Origin of the sequence: Nonomuraea sp. NPDC000554 (assembly GCF_040300065.1) — a bacterium.
GTDB lineage: Bacteria > Actinomycetota > Actinomycetes > Streptosporangiales > Streptosporangiaceae > Nonomuraea.
Window position 1 is genome coordinate 1 of the sequence record NZ_JBEPDC010000028.1, and the last position, 16,569, is coordinate 16,569.

Here is a 16,569-nt window from a genome sequence, read left to right on the forward strand (position 1 = left end):
ATGACGGGGTTTGTGCATCATGCACTGGCTTTTAACACACTGTTGAGTTCTCAAGAAACGGACGCGAACTTCGTCACCCAGATCCTGTCGATCTGCGATCAGAGGCGCACCTCTCGCTTATCCAGTTTACCGACTCGGACGATCTTTGTCAAATCGCCCGATCCGGGATCTTCCGGACCACCCTGTCTCCAGGGCAACCCCTCTAACTTACTCCAACTTCAGAGCTTTGTCCAATCGGATCTGGACGCAGCCCGAAAGATCGGATCTGCCTGAGGGAGTCGGAGCCATCAGCCCCGCACGGAAAACTGTAGCAGCCCCAGCGCGGTCCAAGGTCCATCTTCGGTAACGAATAGGTCTTCCCCGCGTGCGGGAGGCCCAAACATTCAGCCTTGCGGCAGCATGGCGAGCTGAGCCTCCAGCCGCGCGATGTCAGCAGCCGCCTGCTCGGCCCGTCCTCTGACCTTGGCCACCACGTCTTCAGGCGCCTTGGCCATGAACTGCTCGTTGCCCAGCTTGGCAGCCACCTGCGCGGCCTCCTTGCGGGCGACGGCGAGATCCTTCTCCAGCCGCTTGCGCTCGGCCGCGACGTCGATGGCACCGGCGGTGTCGATCTCGACGCTCACTCCGCCCACGGTGAACCGTGCCGTGGCGGCGAACGTGTCGCCCGGCGCGGTCAGCCGCAGCAGAGACCGAATGGCCCCCTCCTGCGCGGCCAGGGTCGTGCCGGACAGTGCCAGCCGCGCCGCCACCTTCTGCCCCGGCTTCAAGCCCTGGTCGGAGCGGAACCTGCGGACCTCGGTCACCAGCTCCTGCAGCGCCACGATCTCCGCCTCGGCCACCGGATCGGTGTACCGCGCATCGACCTCGGGCCAAGGCGCGATGACGATCGACTCGCCGCCCGTGACCGCCCGCCACAGTTCCTCCGTGACGAACGGCACCAGCGGATGCATCAGCCGCAGCAGCGCGTCGAGGACGTGCCCGAGCACCAGCCTGGTGTGCTCCAGCCCCTCGCCGAGCTGGATCTTGGCCAGCTCCAAGTACCAGTCGCAGACCTCGTCCCACGCGAAGTGGTAGAGCAGGTCGGACGCCTTGGCGAACTCGAACTCCTCGAACGCCGCATCAGCGGACGAGATCACGCTCTGCAGCCGCGACAGGATCCACCGGTCGGCCGCCGTCAGCTCCAGCCCTTCCAGGGACCCGACGGCCGCCCCGTTCATCAGCGCGAACCGGGTGGCGTTCCAGATCTTGTTGCAGAAGTTGCGGGAGCCGGCCGCCCATTCCTCGCTCACCGCGACGTCCGCGCCGGGATTGGCGCCGCGCAGCAGCGTGAAGCGGGTCGCGTCGGCGCCGAAACGTTCGATCCAGTCGAGCGGGTCGACCACGTTCCCGAAGGACTTGGACATCTTCTTGCCGTACTGGTCGCGGACCATGCCGTGCAGCGACACCACGCGGAACGGCGGCTCGCCGTCCATCGCGTACAACCCGAACATCATCATCCGGGCGACCCAGAAGAACAGGATGTCGTACCCCGTCACCAGCACGGATGTCGGGTAGAACCGGGCCAGTTCCGGTGTCGCGTCGGGCCAGCCGAGCGTCGAGAACGGCCAGAGCCCGGACGAGAACCAGGTGTCGAGGACGTCAGGGTCCTGGACGTAGCCCTCGGGGGCCCGCTCGTCAGGGCCCACGCAGACGACCTCGCCGTCGGGGCCGTACCAGACCGGAATCCGGTGCCCCCACCACAGCTGCCGCGAGATGCACCAGTCGTGCATGTCGTCGACCCAGTCGAAGTACCGCTTGGCCAGTTCCGGCGGGTGGATGCGGGTGCGGCCGTCGCGCACGGCGTCGCCGGCGGCTTTGGCCAGCGGCGAGACGTTGACGAACCACTGGAGCGACAGCCGGGGCTCCACCACGGTCTTGCATCGTGAGCAGTGCCCGACTGAGTGCAGGTACGGACGCTTCTCCGCGACGATCCGCCCCTCGGCCCGCAGCGCCGCCACCACCGCCGGGCGTGCCTCGAACCGGTCGAGGCCTTGGAACGGCCCGTGCGCGGTGATCACGCCGCGCTCGTCCATGACGGTCAGCGACGGCAGGGAGTGGCGGCGGCCGATCTCGAAGTCGTTAGGGTCGTGCGCGGGTGTCACCTTGACCGCGCCGGTGCCGAATGCGGGGTCGACGTGCTCGTCGGCGACGATGGGGATCATGCGCCCGGTGAGCGGCACCTCCACGAGGGTGCCGATCAGGTGCGCGTACCGCTCGTCGGAGGGATGCACGGCCACCGCGGTGTCGCCGAGCATGGTCTCGGCCCGCGTGGTGGCGACCACGATCTCATCGGAGTACCGGATCGAGACGAGCTCGCCTTCGTCCTCGCTGTGCTCCACCTCGATGTCGGAGAGCGCGGTCAGGCAGCGTGGGCACCAGTTGATGATGCGCTCGGCGCGGTAGATCAGACCGTCGTCGAAGAGCTTCTTGAAGATCGTGTGGACGGCTCGCGAGAGCCCCTCGTCCATGGTGAACCGCTCGCGCGACCAGTCGACGCCGTCGCCGAGCTTGCGCATCTGGCCGAGGATCCGGCCGCCCGACTCCTCCTTCCACTCCCAGACGCGCTCGACGAACGCCTCTCGGCCCAGGTCGTGGCGGGACAGCCCCTGCTTGGCCAGTTCGCGCTCGACGACGTTCTGGGTGGCGATGCCCGCGTGGTCCATGCCGGGCAGCCAGAGGGCCTCGCGCCCCTGCATGCGGGCGCGGCGGGTCAGCGCGTCCTGGATGGAGTGGTCGAGGGCGTGCCCGATGTGCAGGACGCCGGTCACGTTCGGCGGAGGGAGGACGATGCTGAACGGCACGCGTGAGCTGCCAGGGTCGGCACGGAAGTAGCCTTCGGACACCCAGCGCTCGTAGCTTCGGGTCTCGACGTCGGCCGGGGTGTACTGGGTAGGCAGCTCTGGCGTTGTCACAGTGACCAATTCTAGGGAGGCGGAACAGCGAAACGCCCCATGGATCTGCATCCACAGGGCGCCTGCCGTGTTGGGGAGGCCGTCAGGCCGACTTCTCGCGCGGCGTGCGCTGCTGCTTGGCGGCGAGCTGGTCACGCGGGACGAGGGTCGGGATCGCGTGCTCCAGCACCGACTCGCGGGTGATGACGACGCGTGCTACGTCCTCGCGGGAGGGCACCTCGTACATGACGGACAGGAGCACCTCCTCCAGGATCGCGCGCAGCCCGCGGGCGCCGGTGCCACGCAGGATGGCCTGGTCGGCGATGGCTTCGAGCGCGTCGTCGGTGAACTCCAGGTCGACGCCGTCGATCTCGAACAGCTTGCGGTACTGCTTGACCAGCGCGTTGCGCGGCTCGGTGAGGATCTGGATGAGCGCTTCGCGGTCGAGGTTGTGCACCGAGGTGATGATCGGCAGGCGGCCGACGAACTCGGGGATCATGCCGAACTTCAGCAGGTCTTCCGGCATCACATCGGCGAAGATGTCGGCGCTGTCGACCTCTTCCTTGGACCGGATCACGGCGTTGAAGCCGATGCCCTTCTTGCCGATCCGCGACTCGATGATCTTCTCCAGACCGGCGAAGGCGCCGCCGCAGATGAACAGCACGTTCGTGGTGTCGATCTGGATGAACTCCTGGTGGGGGTGCTTGCGACCGCCCTGCGGCGGAACCGAGGCCGTGGTGCCCTCGAGTATCTTCAGCAGCGCCTGCTGCACGCCCTCACCCGAGACGTCGCGCGTGATCGACGGGTTCTCGCTCTTGCGGGCGATCTTGTCGACCTCGTCGATGTAGATGATGCCGGTCTCGGCCTTCTTGACGTCGTAGTCGGCGGCCTGGATGAGCTTGAGCAAGATGTTCTCGACGTCCTCGCCGACGTACCCGGCTTCGGTGAGCGCGGTGGCGTCGGCGATGGCAAAGGGGACGTTCAGCATCTTCGCCAGGGTCTGCGCCAGCAACGTCTTGCCGGAACCCGTGGGCCCGAGCAGCAGGATGTTGCTCTTGGACAGCTCAGGGCCGTCGTCTCTGCCCCGGTCGCCGGACTGCACCCGCTTGTAGTGGTTGTAGACCGCCACCGAGAGGGCCTTCTTCGCCTTGTCCTGACCGATGACGTAGGCGTCGAGGAACTCGAAGATCTCCCTCGGCTTGGGTAGGTTGTCCCACTTGAGCTCGGAGGACTCGGAGAGCTCCTCCTCGATGATCTCGTTGCAGAGATCGATGCACTCATCGCAGATGTAGACGCCTGGACCGGCAATGAGCTTCTTGACTTGCTTCTGGCTCTTCCCGCAGAAAGAGCACTTCAGCAGGTCTCCCCCGTCGCCGATGCGTGCCACCCCAGATACTCCTTTGCGTGGGACCGCCCTGCTCCCGCGATCCGTATCCTCCGGACCCGGTCCGAACCGCTCAGGTTTCGACGTTACCGTCTTCTGGGCCCTCAGTGAGCCCCCTAGCGGCGAGTCGCACCGGAACGTGCCTTAATGGGCAGCGCTCCGGTGCGCACATCTCATCTAGGAAGCAACGGCCTGAGCTCGCTTCTTCCTGGACGGGATGATGTCGTCGATCAGACCATACGCCTTCGCCTCGTCCGCGTTGAGAATTTTGTCGCGTTCGATGTCCTTACGGACTTCGGCGGGGCTCTTACCGGAGTGCCTCGCCACGATGTCCTCCAGGAGGGCTCGCATGCGAAGGATCTCGCGGGCCTGGATCTCGATGTCGCTTCCCTGGCCACCGCCCTCGGTGGAGGGCTGGTGGATCAGCACCCGGGCGTTGGGCAGCGCGAACCGCTTGCCCGGGGTGCCGCCGGCCAGCAGCACGGCCGCGGCGGACGCGGCCTGGCCGAGGCAGACGGTCTGGATCTCCGGCCGGACGAACTGCATCGTGTCGTAGATCGCCGTCATGGCGGTGAACGAGCCGCCGGGCGAGTTGATGTAGATGCTGATGTCACGGTCGGGGTCGAGCGACTCCAGCGTCAGCAGCTGGGCCATGACGTCGTTCGCCGACGCGTCGTCGATCTGCACCCCGAGGAAGATGATGCGGTCCTCGAAGAGCTTGGTATACGGGTTCATCGTCTTCACCCCGTACGAGGTGCGTTCCGAGAACTCCGGAATGATGTAGCGGCTGTTGATATCCACTTCAGCTTCCCCTAGGAGACGGGGCCCTGCGAGGGCACCTGCCGCGCGCTGCGCACGACGTGGTCGATGAAGCCATAGTCCTTGGCCTCGTCGGCTGTGAACCAGCGGTCGCGGTCGGAATCGGCCTCGATCTGCTCGAGCGGCTGCCCTGTGTGGAAGGCGATCCGCTCGGCCAGGGTCTTCTTCACATAGAGCATCTGCTCGGCCTGGATGGCGATGTCGGCGGCGGTGCCACCGATGCCGCCGGACGGCTGGTGCATCATGATGCGCGCGTGCGGCAGACCGTAGCGCTTGCCCTTGGTGCCCGCGGAGAGCAGGAACTGCCCCATCGAGGCCGCCATGCCCATCACGACCGTGGAGACGTCGTTCGGTACATACTCCATCATGTCGTAAATCGCCATGCCGGCGCTCACCGAGCCACCAGGCGAGTTGATGTAGAGCGTGATGTCGCGATTGGGATCGTCGGCCGCGAGCAGCAGCAGTTCGGCGCAGATGCGGTTGGCGATCTCGTCGTTCACCTCCTGCCCGAGCACGATGATGCGCTCACGCAGCAGGCGCTGGTACAGCTGGTCCTCGAGCCGGAAGGACGAGCCGTTCTCACGGCCTCGCGACTCAGGCTGATAGAAGGTCGGCGGGCTGGTCACAGCGTCACCTTCCGATGCGTCGTAATCGATGGGCTTTGCTTGTGACCTTAACGCGCGCCGCACACAGGTCATGCCCGGTCCACCGACTGTTCGCTGACGGCGCAGGTTCAGGTCAACGGTCGCCCGAGACCCTGCGGCGCTCCTCGACGTCCAGCTCATGGTTGAGTTTACGCAACGTGTCAGCACCGATCGCCCCCTTCTCGTAGAGCTGGCGAAGCTTCTCGCGCTGGGCTCTGATCAGCTCGCGGCGCAGGCCGCCGTGGCCCGCCTGGGGGTCGACCTCCGGGCCGGTCTCGCCTAGGAGGTCGTCTTCGAGTATCGCCCTGACCCGGTCCAGGCGCAGCTCGAAGAGCTGCCTGAAGACCTCGGCCGTGCGCTCGTCCACCCTGCCGTCCGCGGCGAGTTCGTCCAGGCGGGCGAGCGCGACCTCCAGCATGGCCTCCCGCGCGGTGGTCTCCTCCAGGATCTCGGTGCGCGACTCGCTCAGGCCCACGCGCCGCAGCAGCGGGCCGAGAGTGGTGGCCTGCAACCCGAGCGACACCAGGACGACGCAGGCCGCCAGGAAGATCAGCAACGACCGGTTCCCGGCGGAGAGCGGGATCGACAGGGCGACAGCCAGCGTGATCGCGCCGCGCATGCCCGCCCAGCCCAGTACCAGGCGCTGCTTGCGCTCGATCGGCTCTCGCAGCGGGACCAGCGGCAGCACCAGGACCGTCCACGCCAGCCGTAGCAGGATGACGGTCGCGACGGCGACCAGTCCCGCGAGCGCGTAGCGGGACCACGCCGTGCCGTCCAAGTGCTGGAACACCGTGACGATCTGCAGGCCGAGCAGCACGAACAGGGTGGCTCCGAGCAGGTGGATCAGCACGTTCCAGAAGACCTGGCCGGTCAGCCGGGAGGCGGGCTGCAGGACGTGCCCGGTGATGCCGAGCGAGAAGCCGGTCACGATGGTCGCCAGCACGCCCGACACGCCGAGGTGGACGGCCGGTATGTAGGCGACGAACGGCGTCAGCAGCGACAGCACGATCTGGCTGCGGGGGTCGTGGAACAGCGGCCGGACCCTGCCGATCACCCAGGCGACCACGAGGCCGTACAGGATGCCGCCGCACACGATCCGCAGCAGGGTGAGCGCTCCGTGGGCTGCCGTGACCTGTCCGGTCAGCCCGTCGACCGCGAGCCCGAACATGGTGAGCGCGACGCCGTCGTTGAGCAGGCTCTCGCCTTCCAGGATCGTCACGAGCCGCCTGGGCGCGCCGACCCGCTCCAGCACGGACGTGGCGGCCACGGCGTCGGTGGGGGCGACGGCCGCGCCGAGCGCGAGCGCCGCCGCCCACGTCAACCCGGGGACGGTGATGCCCAGGACGACCATCACGCACAGACCGGTCACGCAGGTGAGACCCACCGCCAGGACGCTGATCGGGACGGCGTCGTGCCTGGTCTCACGCGGAGCCGTCAGGAAGGCGGCGCGGTAGAGCAGCGGCGGCAGGAACGCGGTGAGCACCACCTCGGGCTCGACGTGCACCACCTCCGCGGACAGCAGCAGGCTCAGCGCCGCGCCGAACAGGACCAGGAGGAACGGCTCCGGCACCCGCAGGCGTCTGGCGAGCACGCCGGACACCACCATCGCGAGCCCGACCCCCAGGGCGAGGATGAAGAGCTGGTCCCCCATGGCCTCTCACCTGCCCAAAAAACGACAAAGCCCCCAACCGCGCGGCGGTGGGGGCTTCGTGCGTGAAGGTCAGTCTTCGGTCTTCTCCTCGGCGGGCTCCTCGACGACCTCTTCACCGTTGATCTCGGTGTAGATGGCCTTGAGGTCGACCTCGTTGCCCTCGGAGTCGACGACCTTGGCGGCGTCGCCGATGACGGACTTCGCCTTGTCGCGGACGATCTCGACCATGGCCAGCGTGAGCTGGTCGTTGTCGGCCAGGTGCTGGGCGAGCTGGTTGGGCTGGACGCCCATCTCCATGGCGCGGCGGACCACGAAGTTGGTCAGCTCCTGCTCGGAGACGCCGAGCTCCTCCGACTTGACGATCTTGTCGAGGACGAAGCCGACCTTGATCGCCTTGGCCGAGCTGGTCTCGAACTCGGCGAGGCGCTCCTCCTCCGTCGTCTGGTAGAGACGGAAGAACGCGTCGCGGCTCAGACCGCTCTCGGCGACCTGGTGGTCGAGGTTGTGCTTGCGGGCGTCGACCTCGGCCTTGAGCGCGCTGTCGGGGATCGGGATGTCGATCTTCTCCAGCAGCGTGTCGAGGGCGTTCTCACGGGCCTGGACGACCTGCTCGATGAGCTTGTTGCGGCGGGCCTGCTCGCGGATGCTCTCCTTGAGCTCGTCGAGCGTGTCGAACTCGCTCGCGAGCTGCGCGAACTCGTCGTCGAGCTCGGGCAGGACCTTCTCCTTGACCGACTTGACGCTGATGATCACGTCGGCTTCCTCGCCGGCGTTGGCGCCGCCGACCAGCTCGGTCTTGAAGCTCTTCTCCTCGCCCGCGGCCATGCCCTCGAGCGCGCCGTCGAGACCCTGGAGCACCGAGCCCGCGCCGACCTCGTAGGAGACCTCGTTGGCCTGCTGCTCCTCGATGTTCTCGCCGTCGATCTCGGCGCGCAGGTCCATGACGACGAAGTCGCCGGACGCGGCGGGACGCTCGACGCCGGTCAGCGTGGCGAAGCGCTGGCGCAGCGCGTCGAGCTGGGCGTCGATGTCGGCGTCGGAGACCTCGGCGGAGTCGACGGTGACCTCGACGCCCGCGTAGTCAGGGACGTCGAAGTTGGGACGGATGTCGACCTCAGCGGTGAACTCGATCTGCTCGCCGTCGTCGATCTTCGTGACCTCGATGTCGGGCTGGCTGACCGGGAACAGGTCGACCTCGTCGACGGCCTGGCCGTACAGCTTGGGCACCGCGTCGTTGAGGGTCTCCTCCAGCACCACCGCCCGGCCGAAGCGCTGCTCGATGATGCGAGCCGGGACCTTGCCAGGGCGGAACCCGGGAACGCGCACCTGCTGCGCGACCTTCTTGTACGCCGCATCCAGGCTCGAGCGCAGCTCGTCGAACGGCACCTCGACAGTGAGCTTGACCCGGGTCGGGCTGAGCTCCTCGACAGCGGTCTTCACGGGGTGGTCTCCTTGATCAAGCTTCCAGTGATCGCGGGCGCGTCCATTCGGTACGGCTCACGCGCCGCGCCCACATGATCGGCGTTGGGCATGCTCCGCACGGCGGTAACCAAACGCCGTTGGCCAGTCTAGGGCAGACCCAGCAACTCTCAGAACTCTTCGGCGATCGACCTCAGCAGCTCGACGGTCTCGTCGGGCGTGGTGCTGACGGCGCAGAGCCGTTCCATCACCGCTGTGTACCTGTCGACGTCCTCGCGCTTGTCCAGGTAGAGGGCGCTGGCGAGTTGCTCGACGTAGACGACGTCCGGCAGCTCGTGGTCGGGGAAGCGCAGGATGCTGAACGCGCCGCCTTCGGCGCTGTGGCCGCCGAAGCTGAACGGCATGACCTGGATCGTGATGTTCGGCTGGCGCATCAGGTCGATCAGGTGCTCGAGCTGCGCGCGCATGACCTCGGCTCCGCCGATGGGACGGCGCAGCGCGGCCTCGTCGATGACCGCCCAGAAGACCGGCCCCTCGGGCCGTTCGAACACCCGCTGGCGCTCCAGCCGCAGGTCCACCCTGCGGGCGATCTCCTCGGCGCCGACGCCGGCTGATCCGGCGGTGACCACCGCCCTGGCGTACTCCTTGGTCTGCAGCAGACCGGGGACGAACTGGACCTCGTAGGTCCTGATCCTGGCCGCGGCCTCCTCGAGCCCCACGTACGCCTGGAACCAGGTGGGCAGGATGTCGTTGAAGCGGTGCCACCAGCCGGGCTCGTTCGCGGTCGCCACCAGGTCGAGCACGGCCCGGCGGGCCTCGTCCTCGACGACGCCGTACAGGGTCAGCAGGTCGGACACGTCGCGTTCCTTGAACCCGACCCGTCCGAGCTCCATGCGGCTGATCTTGGATTCTGAGCCGCGGATGAGGTGCCCCGCCTCCTCGCGCGAGACGCCCTTGCCTTCCCTGAGCCTGCGTAGTTGGGAGCCCAGGAGGATACGCAGCGCCGTAGGCCCGGAACCCGGCTGGTTCTGCGTCACTGTGCCTCCCTATCAAGGTCCGCACACACAGTGACACCACAACGCCGCGTATGACAAGGTCTCAACCTGGTGTCCGAATCGGATAGCCACCCGGTAACCGACCATGCGGCTGCACATTGCACATGCACGTGCATTTGGGTCTTGCAGCGTCGGCGGTCCTGACCCATGATGGTCTTGTGCATATTGGGCAAAACATGCACGAAACCGAGGGCAACCGGGAGGTATCGGCGGGATGGTTGGGGACCCCTTGGCCACTGCCGATTGTCTGCAGATCACCCGTGAGGTGGGCTTTGACCACCTGTTGGCCTCGGGCAAGCCCTACACGACCTCGTGCCCCCTCCCCTTCCAGGCCGACTCGGTCAAGACGGCGAGGGATGTGACACGGTCGACCTTGCGGCGCTGGGGGCTGTCAGAGCTGAGCGACGACGCCGCGCTGGTGGTCTCCGAACTTGTGACGAACGCCGTCAGGTACGCGATGTACGCGCGCGGGCAGCAGGACATCCAGCTGCTCCTGATGCGGGTGGCGCCGCACTTCCTGCTGGCCGTGGCCGACCCGAGCGACGAGATCCCGCGGCCCAAGGAGCCCGACTTCATCTCCGAGAACGGGCGCGGGCTCTACATCGTCGAGACCTACAGCCAGTGCTGGGGCTGGGACCCCCTGGCCCGCGGCGGCAAGGCCGTGTGGGCCCTCTTTCGCGCCGACTCCTGATTTATTACCCTTTCTTGGAGTGAAGGGGAGTACCTCCGAACACGTCTGATCGTCACGACGGCCCTCGCGGGCCCGGTCAGGCGGGCCCGCGGCGGCGAGGGAGACCTTCCGGCCCATCGTTGTCAGGCTGGAGGTTCCAAGGTGCGGATGCTCGTCCCCATGTCCCTGCTGGCGGCCGTCTACGGCGCCGTGCTCGCCGGACTCGTCCTGGTGGGGGTCCCCGTTCTCTGGGTCGTCCTGGGAGCCGCCGCGATCCTGCTGGTGCAGTGGCTGTCCACCGAGCTGCTCGCGCGGCGGATGACCAAGGCCCGATTCGTCACGGCGGACGAGGAGCCGGAACTGCACGCCGTCCTCGACCGGTTGTGCGCGCTGAGCGACGTCCCCAAGCCGCGGCTGGCGATCAGCCCGTCGCCGGCGCCGAACGCGTACACCGTCGGACGGTCGCGGCGCAGCGCGACGATCATCGTCACCACGGGCCTGCGCGCCAGGCTCGACCCGGACGAGCTGACCGCCGTCCTCGCCCACGAGATCGCCCACATCAGGCACAGCGACGTGGCGGTCATGACGGTTGCCAGCTCGTTCGCCATCGCCCTGGCCGCGTTCGCCAAGGGCACCGGACGGGTCGCGGTCGAGGCGCCCGGCCTCCTGCTGGAGGAGTTCCCGTACGGCCTGCTGATCGGGCTCGCGGTGCTGGCGGGCGGCGGGCTCGCCGGCCTGGTCAGCTTCCTCGCCCACCTACCGCTCCGCTGGCTCGGCCGGGCCAGGGAACTCGCGGCCGACCGCGCCGCCGCCGACCTCCTCGGCCAGCCGGGGCTGCTCGCCTCGGCTCTGCTGAAGGTGCACGAGGACGAGGGCATCCCGCTGCAGGACCTCCGTCGCGGGGTTCCGGCGCTGGGGCTGGTGGCGTCGCGCACCAGGAAGGGCCGCCTGATGGCGACCCACCCGCACGTCCACGTCCGCGTCAGACGACTGGTGGGCTGAATCGCGGGGACCCCGGACATGCGGAAGGCCACTCGCGAACACACCGAGTGGCCTTGCTCCTGGTCGAACAGTCGGGGCGACAGGATTTGAACCTGCGACTTCTTGCTCCCAAAGCAAGCGCGCTGCCAAGCTGCGCCACGCCCCGCGGCGTCGGGTACGCACGCGCTCCGGGACTCCGGTACGCTTACGCCCTGACGACCGGATGAAGTCTAGACCAGACTTCGACCGGTTCGCGCGGACGTAGCTCAATGGTAGAGCCCTAGTCTTCCAAACTAGCTACGCGGGTTCGATTCCCGTCGTCCGCTCTCACGACGAAAGGCCAGGTCATCCCGCATAGGGAGCCTGGCCTTTGTGATCTTCACTTCGTTTTTTTGATCTCGCGTGCCCGTTGCGTGCCCGATCGCTTCTTCTGCTCGGTCTTAAGCGCCTTGCCGAGCGCTTGCGCGATGGCCTGGTCGCGCTCCTGCGTCGCGTGCTGGTAGATCAGCGCCGCCCGCGTGGAGGAGTGCCCCATCCGAGTCATCAGCTCTCGCAAGCTTGCGCCCGTGGCTGCCGCGAGAGTGTTACCCGCGTGCCGAAGATCGTGGAAGTGGAGATCGGGGAGCCCCACATCCGCCTGGACCTTGTTCCAGATGCGCCGGAAGGCCGAGCGACGCAACAGGCCGCCCTTGGGGCCGATGAAGACATGACCCCACTCCCCCGGCTCGGCGTACCGCGCGAGGTGTGCCCTCAGGTCGGGGATAATCTCAGAGGGGATCGCGACCACCCGTCGACCGGCCCGCGACTTGGGCGTGTCGTCGAACAGCTTGCCACCGTTCAGCTCCACGAGCGTCCCCACCACCCGCACCACTCCCGCCCCCAGGTCGAGATTGGTACGGCGTAGGCCAGCCAGTTCACCCCACCGCAGGCTGGTGAAGGTGCCCAGGAGCACCAGAGCCCGGAATCTCTCAGGGACGGCATCAGCGACTTCCAGAACCTTGGCCAGGGGCACAACCGGCCGTTCCGGGGTGTCGGCTACCGAAGCTCCCCTGATCTGGCATGGGTTGCGTCTGATCAGCTCGTCTGCCAGAGCGGTGTTCATGATCGCCTTGAGGAGCTGGTACGCCTTGGCGACCGTCGACTGCCCCACCGCGTTCAGACGTTCCTTGCGCCACCGTCGCACGTCGGCGTCCTTGATGTCGGCGAGCTGCCGACTGCCGAAAGTCGGCATGATGTGGTTCTTGAGCAGGCTCCGGTACAGGCCCTCCGTTGTCCTCTTGATCACCCGATCATCGATCCACTGAGTCGCGTAGACCTCGAACGAGATCATGCCGCCGTCCGGGTTCAGCCAGTCGCCGCGTTGGATCTCCGCCTCTTTGAGAACCAGCCAGCGGTCCGCCTCCCGCTTTGTGGCGAAGGTGTACGGCGCGGGTCGATCAACTCCGTCAGGACCGTTGTAACGCGCCTGGTACCGACCGGAGGGCAGCAGACGGACGCGGCCGAAGCGCCTCTTCGGCGAGCTGCCCTTGGACGATCGCTTGGGCTCCTCGGGGGTGGGAGGTGCGGTCTTGACCATTACGCGGCCCTCCTGCGTCGCGTGGTGATGATCGGTTCAACCAGCCCCGCAGCGATGAACGCCTCAAGCGCCGCTTCGGGGATACGGACGTTGCGTCCGACATGGATAAAGGCGATTCGCCGTTCCTCGATCAGTCGGCGAGGGAAGCGGACCGAGGTGTTCAGCCGTTCGGCGGCCTCTTCGACCGTGAGCAGCCGGCCCCGAGCCCACTCCGGGAGCAGTGGCACAGGCTCCCGCGTGAGGTTCTGAGTCATGCCGCCCTCCCCGCCTGCTCAGTTGCCGAGAGATCTTGGCCGTCCGCTTCGGCCTGTAGTCGAGCCATGTGGACGCGCCAACGCTGACGTTCGGCGACCGAGCGCAGGAGCCGCATGGCCAGAGGTGGCACGTTGGCGTCTCCGGCCGGTACGGGCTTCCAGACGTAGCGGTGCGGGTCGGTCGGCTCGTCGGGTTGGCCGAGGGCTTCCAGGACCCAGATGCGGCGGTCCTGCTTGTGCTCGGCGAGGGTCTTGTTGGACCACTTGCGGGAGACCAGGACGCGGCGTCCGGCGTAGCCGAGGTGTTCGGGCTTGTGGGCCTTGCCCCGGCACTGGCCCGGAGTCATGCCCGGCCTGGCGTTCTTGGGCTGGACGCCGTAGCGCAGCCAATTCGGGCAGGTCGGCGAGCAGGGCTCGAAGCGCAGCGCCTCAGCCATCCGTCCCGCGTGCTCGCGCCGGGCCTGGTCGTCCGGGTCGAGGCTGTCACTGATCGACTTGGTGAGGTACTTGGACAAGTAGCGGATGCACTGGTCGGCGTCCGCGGTTCCGGCGAGCACGCCTTGTACGTCCACTTGGACGCCGAAGCGAACCACGTGCAGGGGTTCCCCCGCCTCGTCGGCGTCGAGCTGGTCGAGCGCCTGGTCCCAGGCGGGCAGCACCTCACCAGTCGCAGGGTCCAGGTAGCCCGCGTCATCCACCCACACGGGTAGGCGCTCACCGTCGAAGACGACCTGGTCGGTCGGTGGCCACCACACTTGGTGATAGGTGGCGGCGGCGATCTGCTTGATCTCCGCTCGGGGCAGGGTGCCCCTGATGGCCATGTGCAGGTGCGGCGCGAGCCGTTTCTGAGGCTCCACGGCGGCGAAGTACTGCACGTCATAGCCCGCCACGCGGCGCAGGTTCTGCACGAAGCGATCGACGAGCTTGGAGAAGTGCAGCGCGTCACGGGCGGCCCGCGCGTAGTCGTAGCTGTCGGGATTGACCGGCACCCCGTTACGGATCTTGCCGTAGGAGGGCAGGGTGAGGGTGACGAACAGTGACGGCCGGTAGATCTTCCCGTCCGAGCCGGTGAAGGTCCGTCCGAGCGTGGAGTTGATCATCTTGCGCTTGGGCAGGTCTGGGGCGTCCTGCCGTCGTCTGGTCGAGCGGTTGCGCTTGGGGACGGTCCGGCCGAGCACGTTGCCGCGCATGCCCGCCGCGTTGATCTCCTCGTCCAGGCCGGAGATGACCGCGTCAAGGTCGGCGGTGTCCTGGCCCGCCTGGTCGGCTGCGTCGCGTTGGGCATGGATGTCGGCGCGGAACTCGATCAGCCAGCGTTGTTCGTCGTTCGGCTCGTCCGGCGTGATGACCGGTTCCTGGTCGAGGTGCCAGCCTTCTCGACATTGGGCCATGCGGAGCTGCCGGTTGCGCTTGGCACACGGCGAGCACTTGCTGTCGAGCGTGGCACCGCAAGGGGCATCGATGATCTCCCACTGGCCGGTGTGGGTGTCGAGGCGCTTGAGCGGGACGGGCCGGATGCACACTCCGTACTGCTTGGCGACCTCTTCGGCCACCTGGCGGGCCAGAGGTTGGGCCATCCGCAGGGCGCGAGGGGTGGAACGGTCGCTCATCGCGCCTTCCCTTCGCCGATCTCGGGGAAGATGAGTGCCGACTGTCCGCACTCCCGGCACTCGACCACCGCGCGAGCCGGATCGAGCCACAGCGCGTTCAGGCTCTGGCAGCAGGAGCAGCGAAGACCATCGAGGAAGTGAGCCAGCGTCATCGGCCCTCACCGCCTGCGAAGATGGCGACCATGGCGCGGATGTCGCCGTCGGAGACGTAGGCGGCACGGACGCGGATCGGCTCGGGTGAGGTTTCCAGCCGGACGTAGCCGACGCCCGCCCCCAGAGCGGGGTTCGGGGAGATCTGGTCGGCAAGTGCTCCCCGGTCCCGTGCGCCGTCGCCGAGGACCATGTCCACCTGTTCCGACTCGTCGAGTCGGAGCGCGATCTTGTCGGGGAAGAGGTTGCGGATGTTCATGACCTCCTTGCGCGGGTCTTGGAGTGCGGCCAGGACTCCGACGCCGACCGCGCGCCCTTGGGTGGTGAGGGTGGCCAGGGCAGCCGAGATGCGCCGTCTGAGGTCCTTGTCGGCCTGGTAGGCGGTCAGGAACGCCACCTCGTCGACCACTACCAGGACGAAGGGGTCTTCCACGGTCGGGGTGTGGGAACGCTGGACACCGCCGAAGCGCGCCGCGCGCTCTTGCATGACCTTGACGGCCTGTTCCAGCAGGTCGGCGCAGCCAGCCGGGGTGGCGGCGTAGTGATCGCCGAACAGGGCACGGCCGAAGGACAGTTCCATCAGCTTGGGGTCCAGCGCCCAGATCTCAACCAGGCCCCCACGCAGCGCCGGGAGCAGGGCGCGGATGGTGGACCAGATGATCGAGCCCTTGCCCGCCCCGGTGGCACCGGCCACGAGGACATGGGTACCGAAGATCTTGAGATACCAGGGGGCGCCGTCTTCCTGCTTGCCGATCTCGACCGGTCCCACGGTTGGCGCGGCGGGGACGGGGAGCGCGCCGATCACCTCGGCGAGCGGGTCGCGCCGGGGGAAGGTCAGCATGAGCCGTCCGGCCTTGAGGATGGCGACCCGGCATGATCGCGAGCCGAAGCCGTGCGCGAGATGGTCGGTACGGTCGGCCCAGTCCTTGACCGCTTGTCCGTCGAGCATGCGTACGGTCACCTTGTCGGCCCACGTGTTGCAGGTGACCTTGCCGAGGCGGGGCAGGTAGTCACGGCCGCCGAGGTGTCTGCCGAGTCCGGAGACGATCATGACGGGTTGCCAGTGTCGCCGGTAGATGAAGACCAGCCGCCACCAGGCCAGCAGCCGCCAGCCGATCCAGTGGGCGAAGGAGCTACGGTCGGTCAGCGCCCAGACGATCAGCCCGACCGGCACCGGGATGAGCAAGAGCAGCGCGACGCGCCAGCCGTACAGCACCGTCAGCGCGCCGGGGGTGAGGATGACGAGAACGGCGAGAGGGTGCCGCCAGATCGTTCGGACCAGTCCGGCGAGGAGCCGCCAGGCGAAGATCACGATGGTGAGGATGGCGGGGGTGGTGACGACGGCCGGGCGGAAGACCACGGCCGTGTCGGGGGTGGTGGTGACGAGGTTGCGCGCTTCGTCACCGGGCAGTCGCCTGAACATAAG

The 16,569-nt window shown here is 67.5% G+C and carries 14 protein-coding genes and 2 tRNA genes; 3 read left to right on the plus strand and 13 right to left on the minus strand.

Going from position 1 to position 16,569, the window contains the following annotated elements; genetic code table 11:
* Positions 1-383 precede the first annotated feature (383 nt).
* The 7 genes from ABT294_RS38700 to ABT294_RS38730 form a co-directional block, all read right to left on the minus strand.
* On the minus strand, positions 384-2,960 hold the full coding sequence (locus ABT294_RS38700; protein ID WP_350811403.1) for a valine--tRNA ligase: 2,577 nt from the start codon (positions 2,958-2,960) through the stop codon (positions 384-386).
* Between the two features lie 73 nt (positions 2,961-3,033).
* Positions 3,034-4,317, minus strand: a complete 1,284-nt coding sequence (gene clpX / locus ABT294_RS38705) for an ATP-dependent Clp protease ATP-binding subunit ClpX (RefSeq protein ID WP_350811404.1) — start codon at positions 4,315-4,317, stop codon at positions 3,034-3,036.
* A gap of 174 nt (positions 4,318-4,491) precedes the next feature.
* Positions 4,492-5,115: an ATP-dependent Clp protease proteolytic subunit gene (locus ABT294_RS38710; protein WP_350811405.1), complete on the minus strand. Its 624-nt coding sequence runs from the start codon at positions 5,113-5,115 to the stop codon at positions 4,492-4,494.
* 11 nt (positions 5,116-5,126) lie between these two features.
* Positions 5,127-5,759: a ClpP family protease gene (locus tag ABT294_RS38715; protein WP_350811406.1), complete on the minus strand. Its 633-nt coding sequence runs from the start codon at positions 5,757-5,759 to the stop codon at positions 5,127-5,129.
* Between the two features lie 112 nt (positions 5,760-5,871).
* Positions 5,872-7,428: a Na+/H+ antiporter gene (locus ABT294_RS38720; RefSeq protein WP_350811407.1), complete on the minus strand. Its 1,557-nt coding sequence runs from the start codon at positions 7,426-7,428 to the stop codon at positions 5,872-5,874.
* 69 nt (positions 7,429-7,497) lie between these two features.
* The gene (tig, locus tag ABT294_RS38725; RefSeq protein WP_350811408.1) at positions 7,498-8,868 is read right to left on the minus strand and encodes a trigger factor; all 1,371 of its coding nucleotides are present in this window, start codon (positions 8,866-8,868) and stop codon (positions 7,498-7,500) included.
* Between the two features lie 149 nt (positions 8,869-9,017).
* Complete coding sequence (locus ABT294_RS38730; RefSeq protein WP_350811410.1) at positions 9,018-9,884, minus strand: Sco1979 family transcriptional regulator; 867 nt, start codon at positions 9,882-9,884, stop codon at positions 9,018-9,020.
* Between the two features lie 283 nt (positions 9,885-10,167).
* Between ABT294_RS38730 and ABT294_RS38735 the strand changes: the two genes are divergently transcribed.
* The gene (locus ABT294_RS38735; protein ID WP_350811411.1) at positions 10,168-10,593 is read left to right on the plus strand and encodes an ATP-binding protein; all 426 of its coding nucleotides are present in this window, start codon (positions 10,168-10,170) and stop codon (positions 10,591-10,593) included.
* A 147-nt stretch (positions 10,594-10,740) separates the two neighbouring features.
* The gene (locus ABT294_RS38740) at positions 10,741-11,574 is read left to right on the plus strand and encodes a M48 family metalloprotease (RefSeq protein ID WP_350811551.1); all 834 of its coding nucleotides are present in this window, start codon (positions 10,741-10,743) and stop codon (positions 11,572-11,574) included.
* Between the two features lie 71 nt (positions 11,575-11,645).
* Here the strand turns inward: ABT294_RS38740 and ABT294_RS38745 are convergent.
* Positions 11,646-11,719, minus strand: a tRNA-Pro gene (locus ABT294_RS38745).
* Between the two features lie 89 nt (positions 11,720-11,808).
* On the opposite strand from ABT294_RS38745, the gene ABT294_RS38750 reads away from it, so the two are divergent.
* Positions 11,809-11,879, plus strand: a tRNA-Gly gene (locus tag ABT294_RS38750).
* A gap of 53 nt (positions 11,880-11,932) precedes the next feature.
* Here the strand turns inward: ABT294_RS38750 and ABT294_RS38755 are convergent.
* From ABT294_RS38755 to ABT294_RS38775, 5 genes are read right to left on the minus strand one after another with little or no spacing between them, the layout of a single operon-like run.
* Positions 11,933-13,129: a tyrosine-type recombinase/integrase gene (locus ABT294_RS38755; protein WP_350811412.1), complete on the minus strand. Its 1,197-nt coding sequence runs from the start codon at positions 13,127-13,129 to the stop codon at positions 11,933-11,935.
* Complete coding sequence (locus ABT294_RS38760) at positions 13,129-13,383, minus strand: excisionase family DNA-binding protein (RefSeq protein WP_350811413.1); 255 nt, start codon at positions 13,381-13,383, stop codon at positions 13,129-13,131. Before ABT294_RS38760 ends, ABT294_RS38755 begins: the two co-directional genes overlap by 1 nt.
* Positions 13,380-14,993 carry a replication initiator gene (locus ABT294_RS38765; RefSeq protein WP_350811414.1) on the minus strand — a complete coding sequence of 538 codons (1,614 nt, stop codon included), beginning with the start codon at positions 14,991-14,993 and terminating at the stop codon, positions 13,380-13,382. Before ABT294_RS38765 ends, ABT294_RS38760 begins: the two co-directional genes overlap by 4 nt.
* Positions 14,990-15,145 carry a hypothetical protein gene (locus tag ABT294_RS38770; protein ID WP_350811415.1) on the minus strand — a complete coding sequence of 52 codons (156 nt, stop codon included), beginning with the start codon at positions 15,143-15,145 and terminating at the stop codon, positions 14,990-14,992. Before ABT294_RS38770 ends, ABT294_RS38765 begins: the two co-directional genes overlap by 4 nt.
* Entirely contained in the window at positions 15,142-16,566 is a 1,425-nt protein-coding gene (locus tag ABT294_RS38775; RefSeq protein WP_350811416.1) for an FtsK/SpoIIIE domain-containing protein, read from the minus strand. The genes ABT294_RS38770 and ABT294_RS38775 overlap by 4 nt, the downstream gene beginning before the upstream one ends.
* Between the last annotated feature and the right edge of the window lie 3 nt (positions 16,567-16,569).

Coding starts and splice junctions, on each gene's coding strand:
- ABT294_RS38775 (WP_350811416.1), bottom strand. CDS start 16,566: ATGTTCAGGCGACTGCCCGGTGACGAAGCGCGCAACCTCGTCACCACC.
- ABT294_RS38740 (WP_350811551.1), top strand. CDS start 10,741: ATGCTCGTCCCCATGTCCCTGCTGGCGGCCGTCTACGGCGCCGTGCTC.
- ABT294_RS38755 (WP_350811412.1), bottom strand. CDS start 13,129: ATGGTCAAGACCGCACCTCCCACCCCCGAGGAGCCCAAGCGATCGTCC.
- ABT294_RS38770 (WP_350811415.1), bottom strand. CDS start 15,145: ATGACGCTGGCTCACTTCCTCGATGGTCTTCGCTGCTCCTGCTGCCAG.
- ABT294_RS38720 (WP_350811407.1), bottom strand. CDS start 7,428: ATGGGGGACCAGCTCTTCATCCTCGCCCTGGGGGTCGGGCTCGCGATG.
- ABT294_RS38760 (WP_350811413.1), bottom strand. CDS start 13,383: ATGACTCAGAACCTCACGCGGGAGCCTGTGCCACTGCTCCCGGAGTGG.
- ABT294_RS38765 (WP_350811414.1), bottom strand. CDS start 14,993: ATGAGCGACCGTTCCACCCCTCGCGCCCTGCGGATGGCCCAACCTCTG.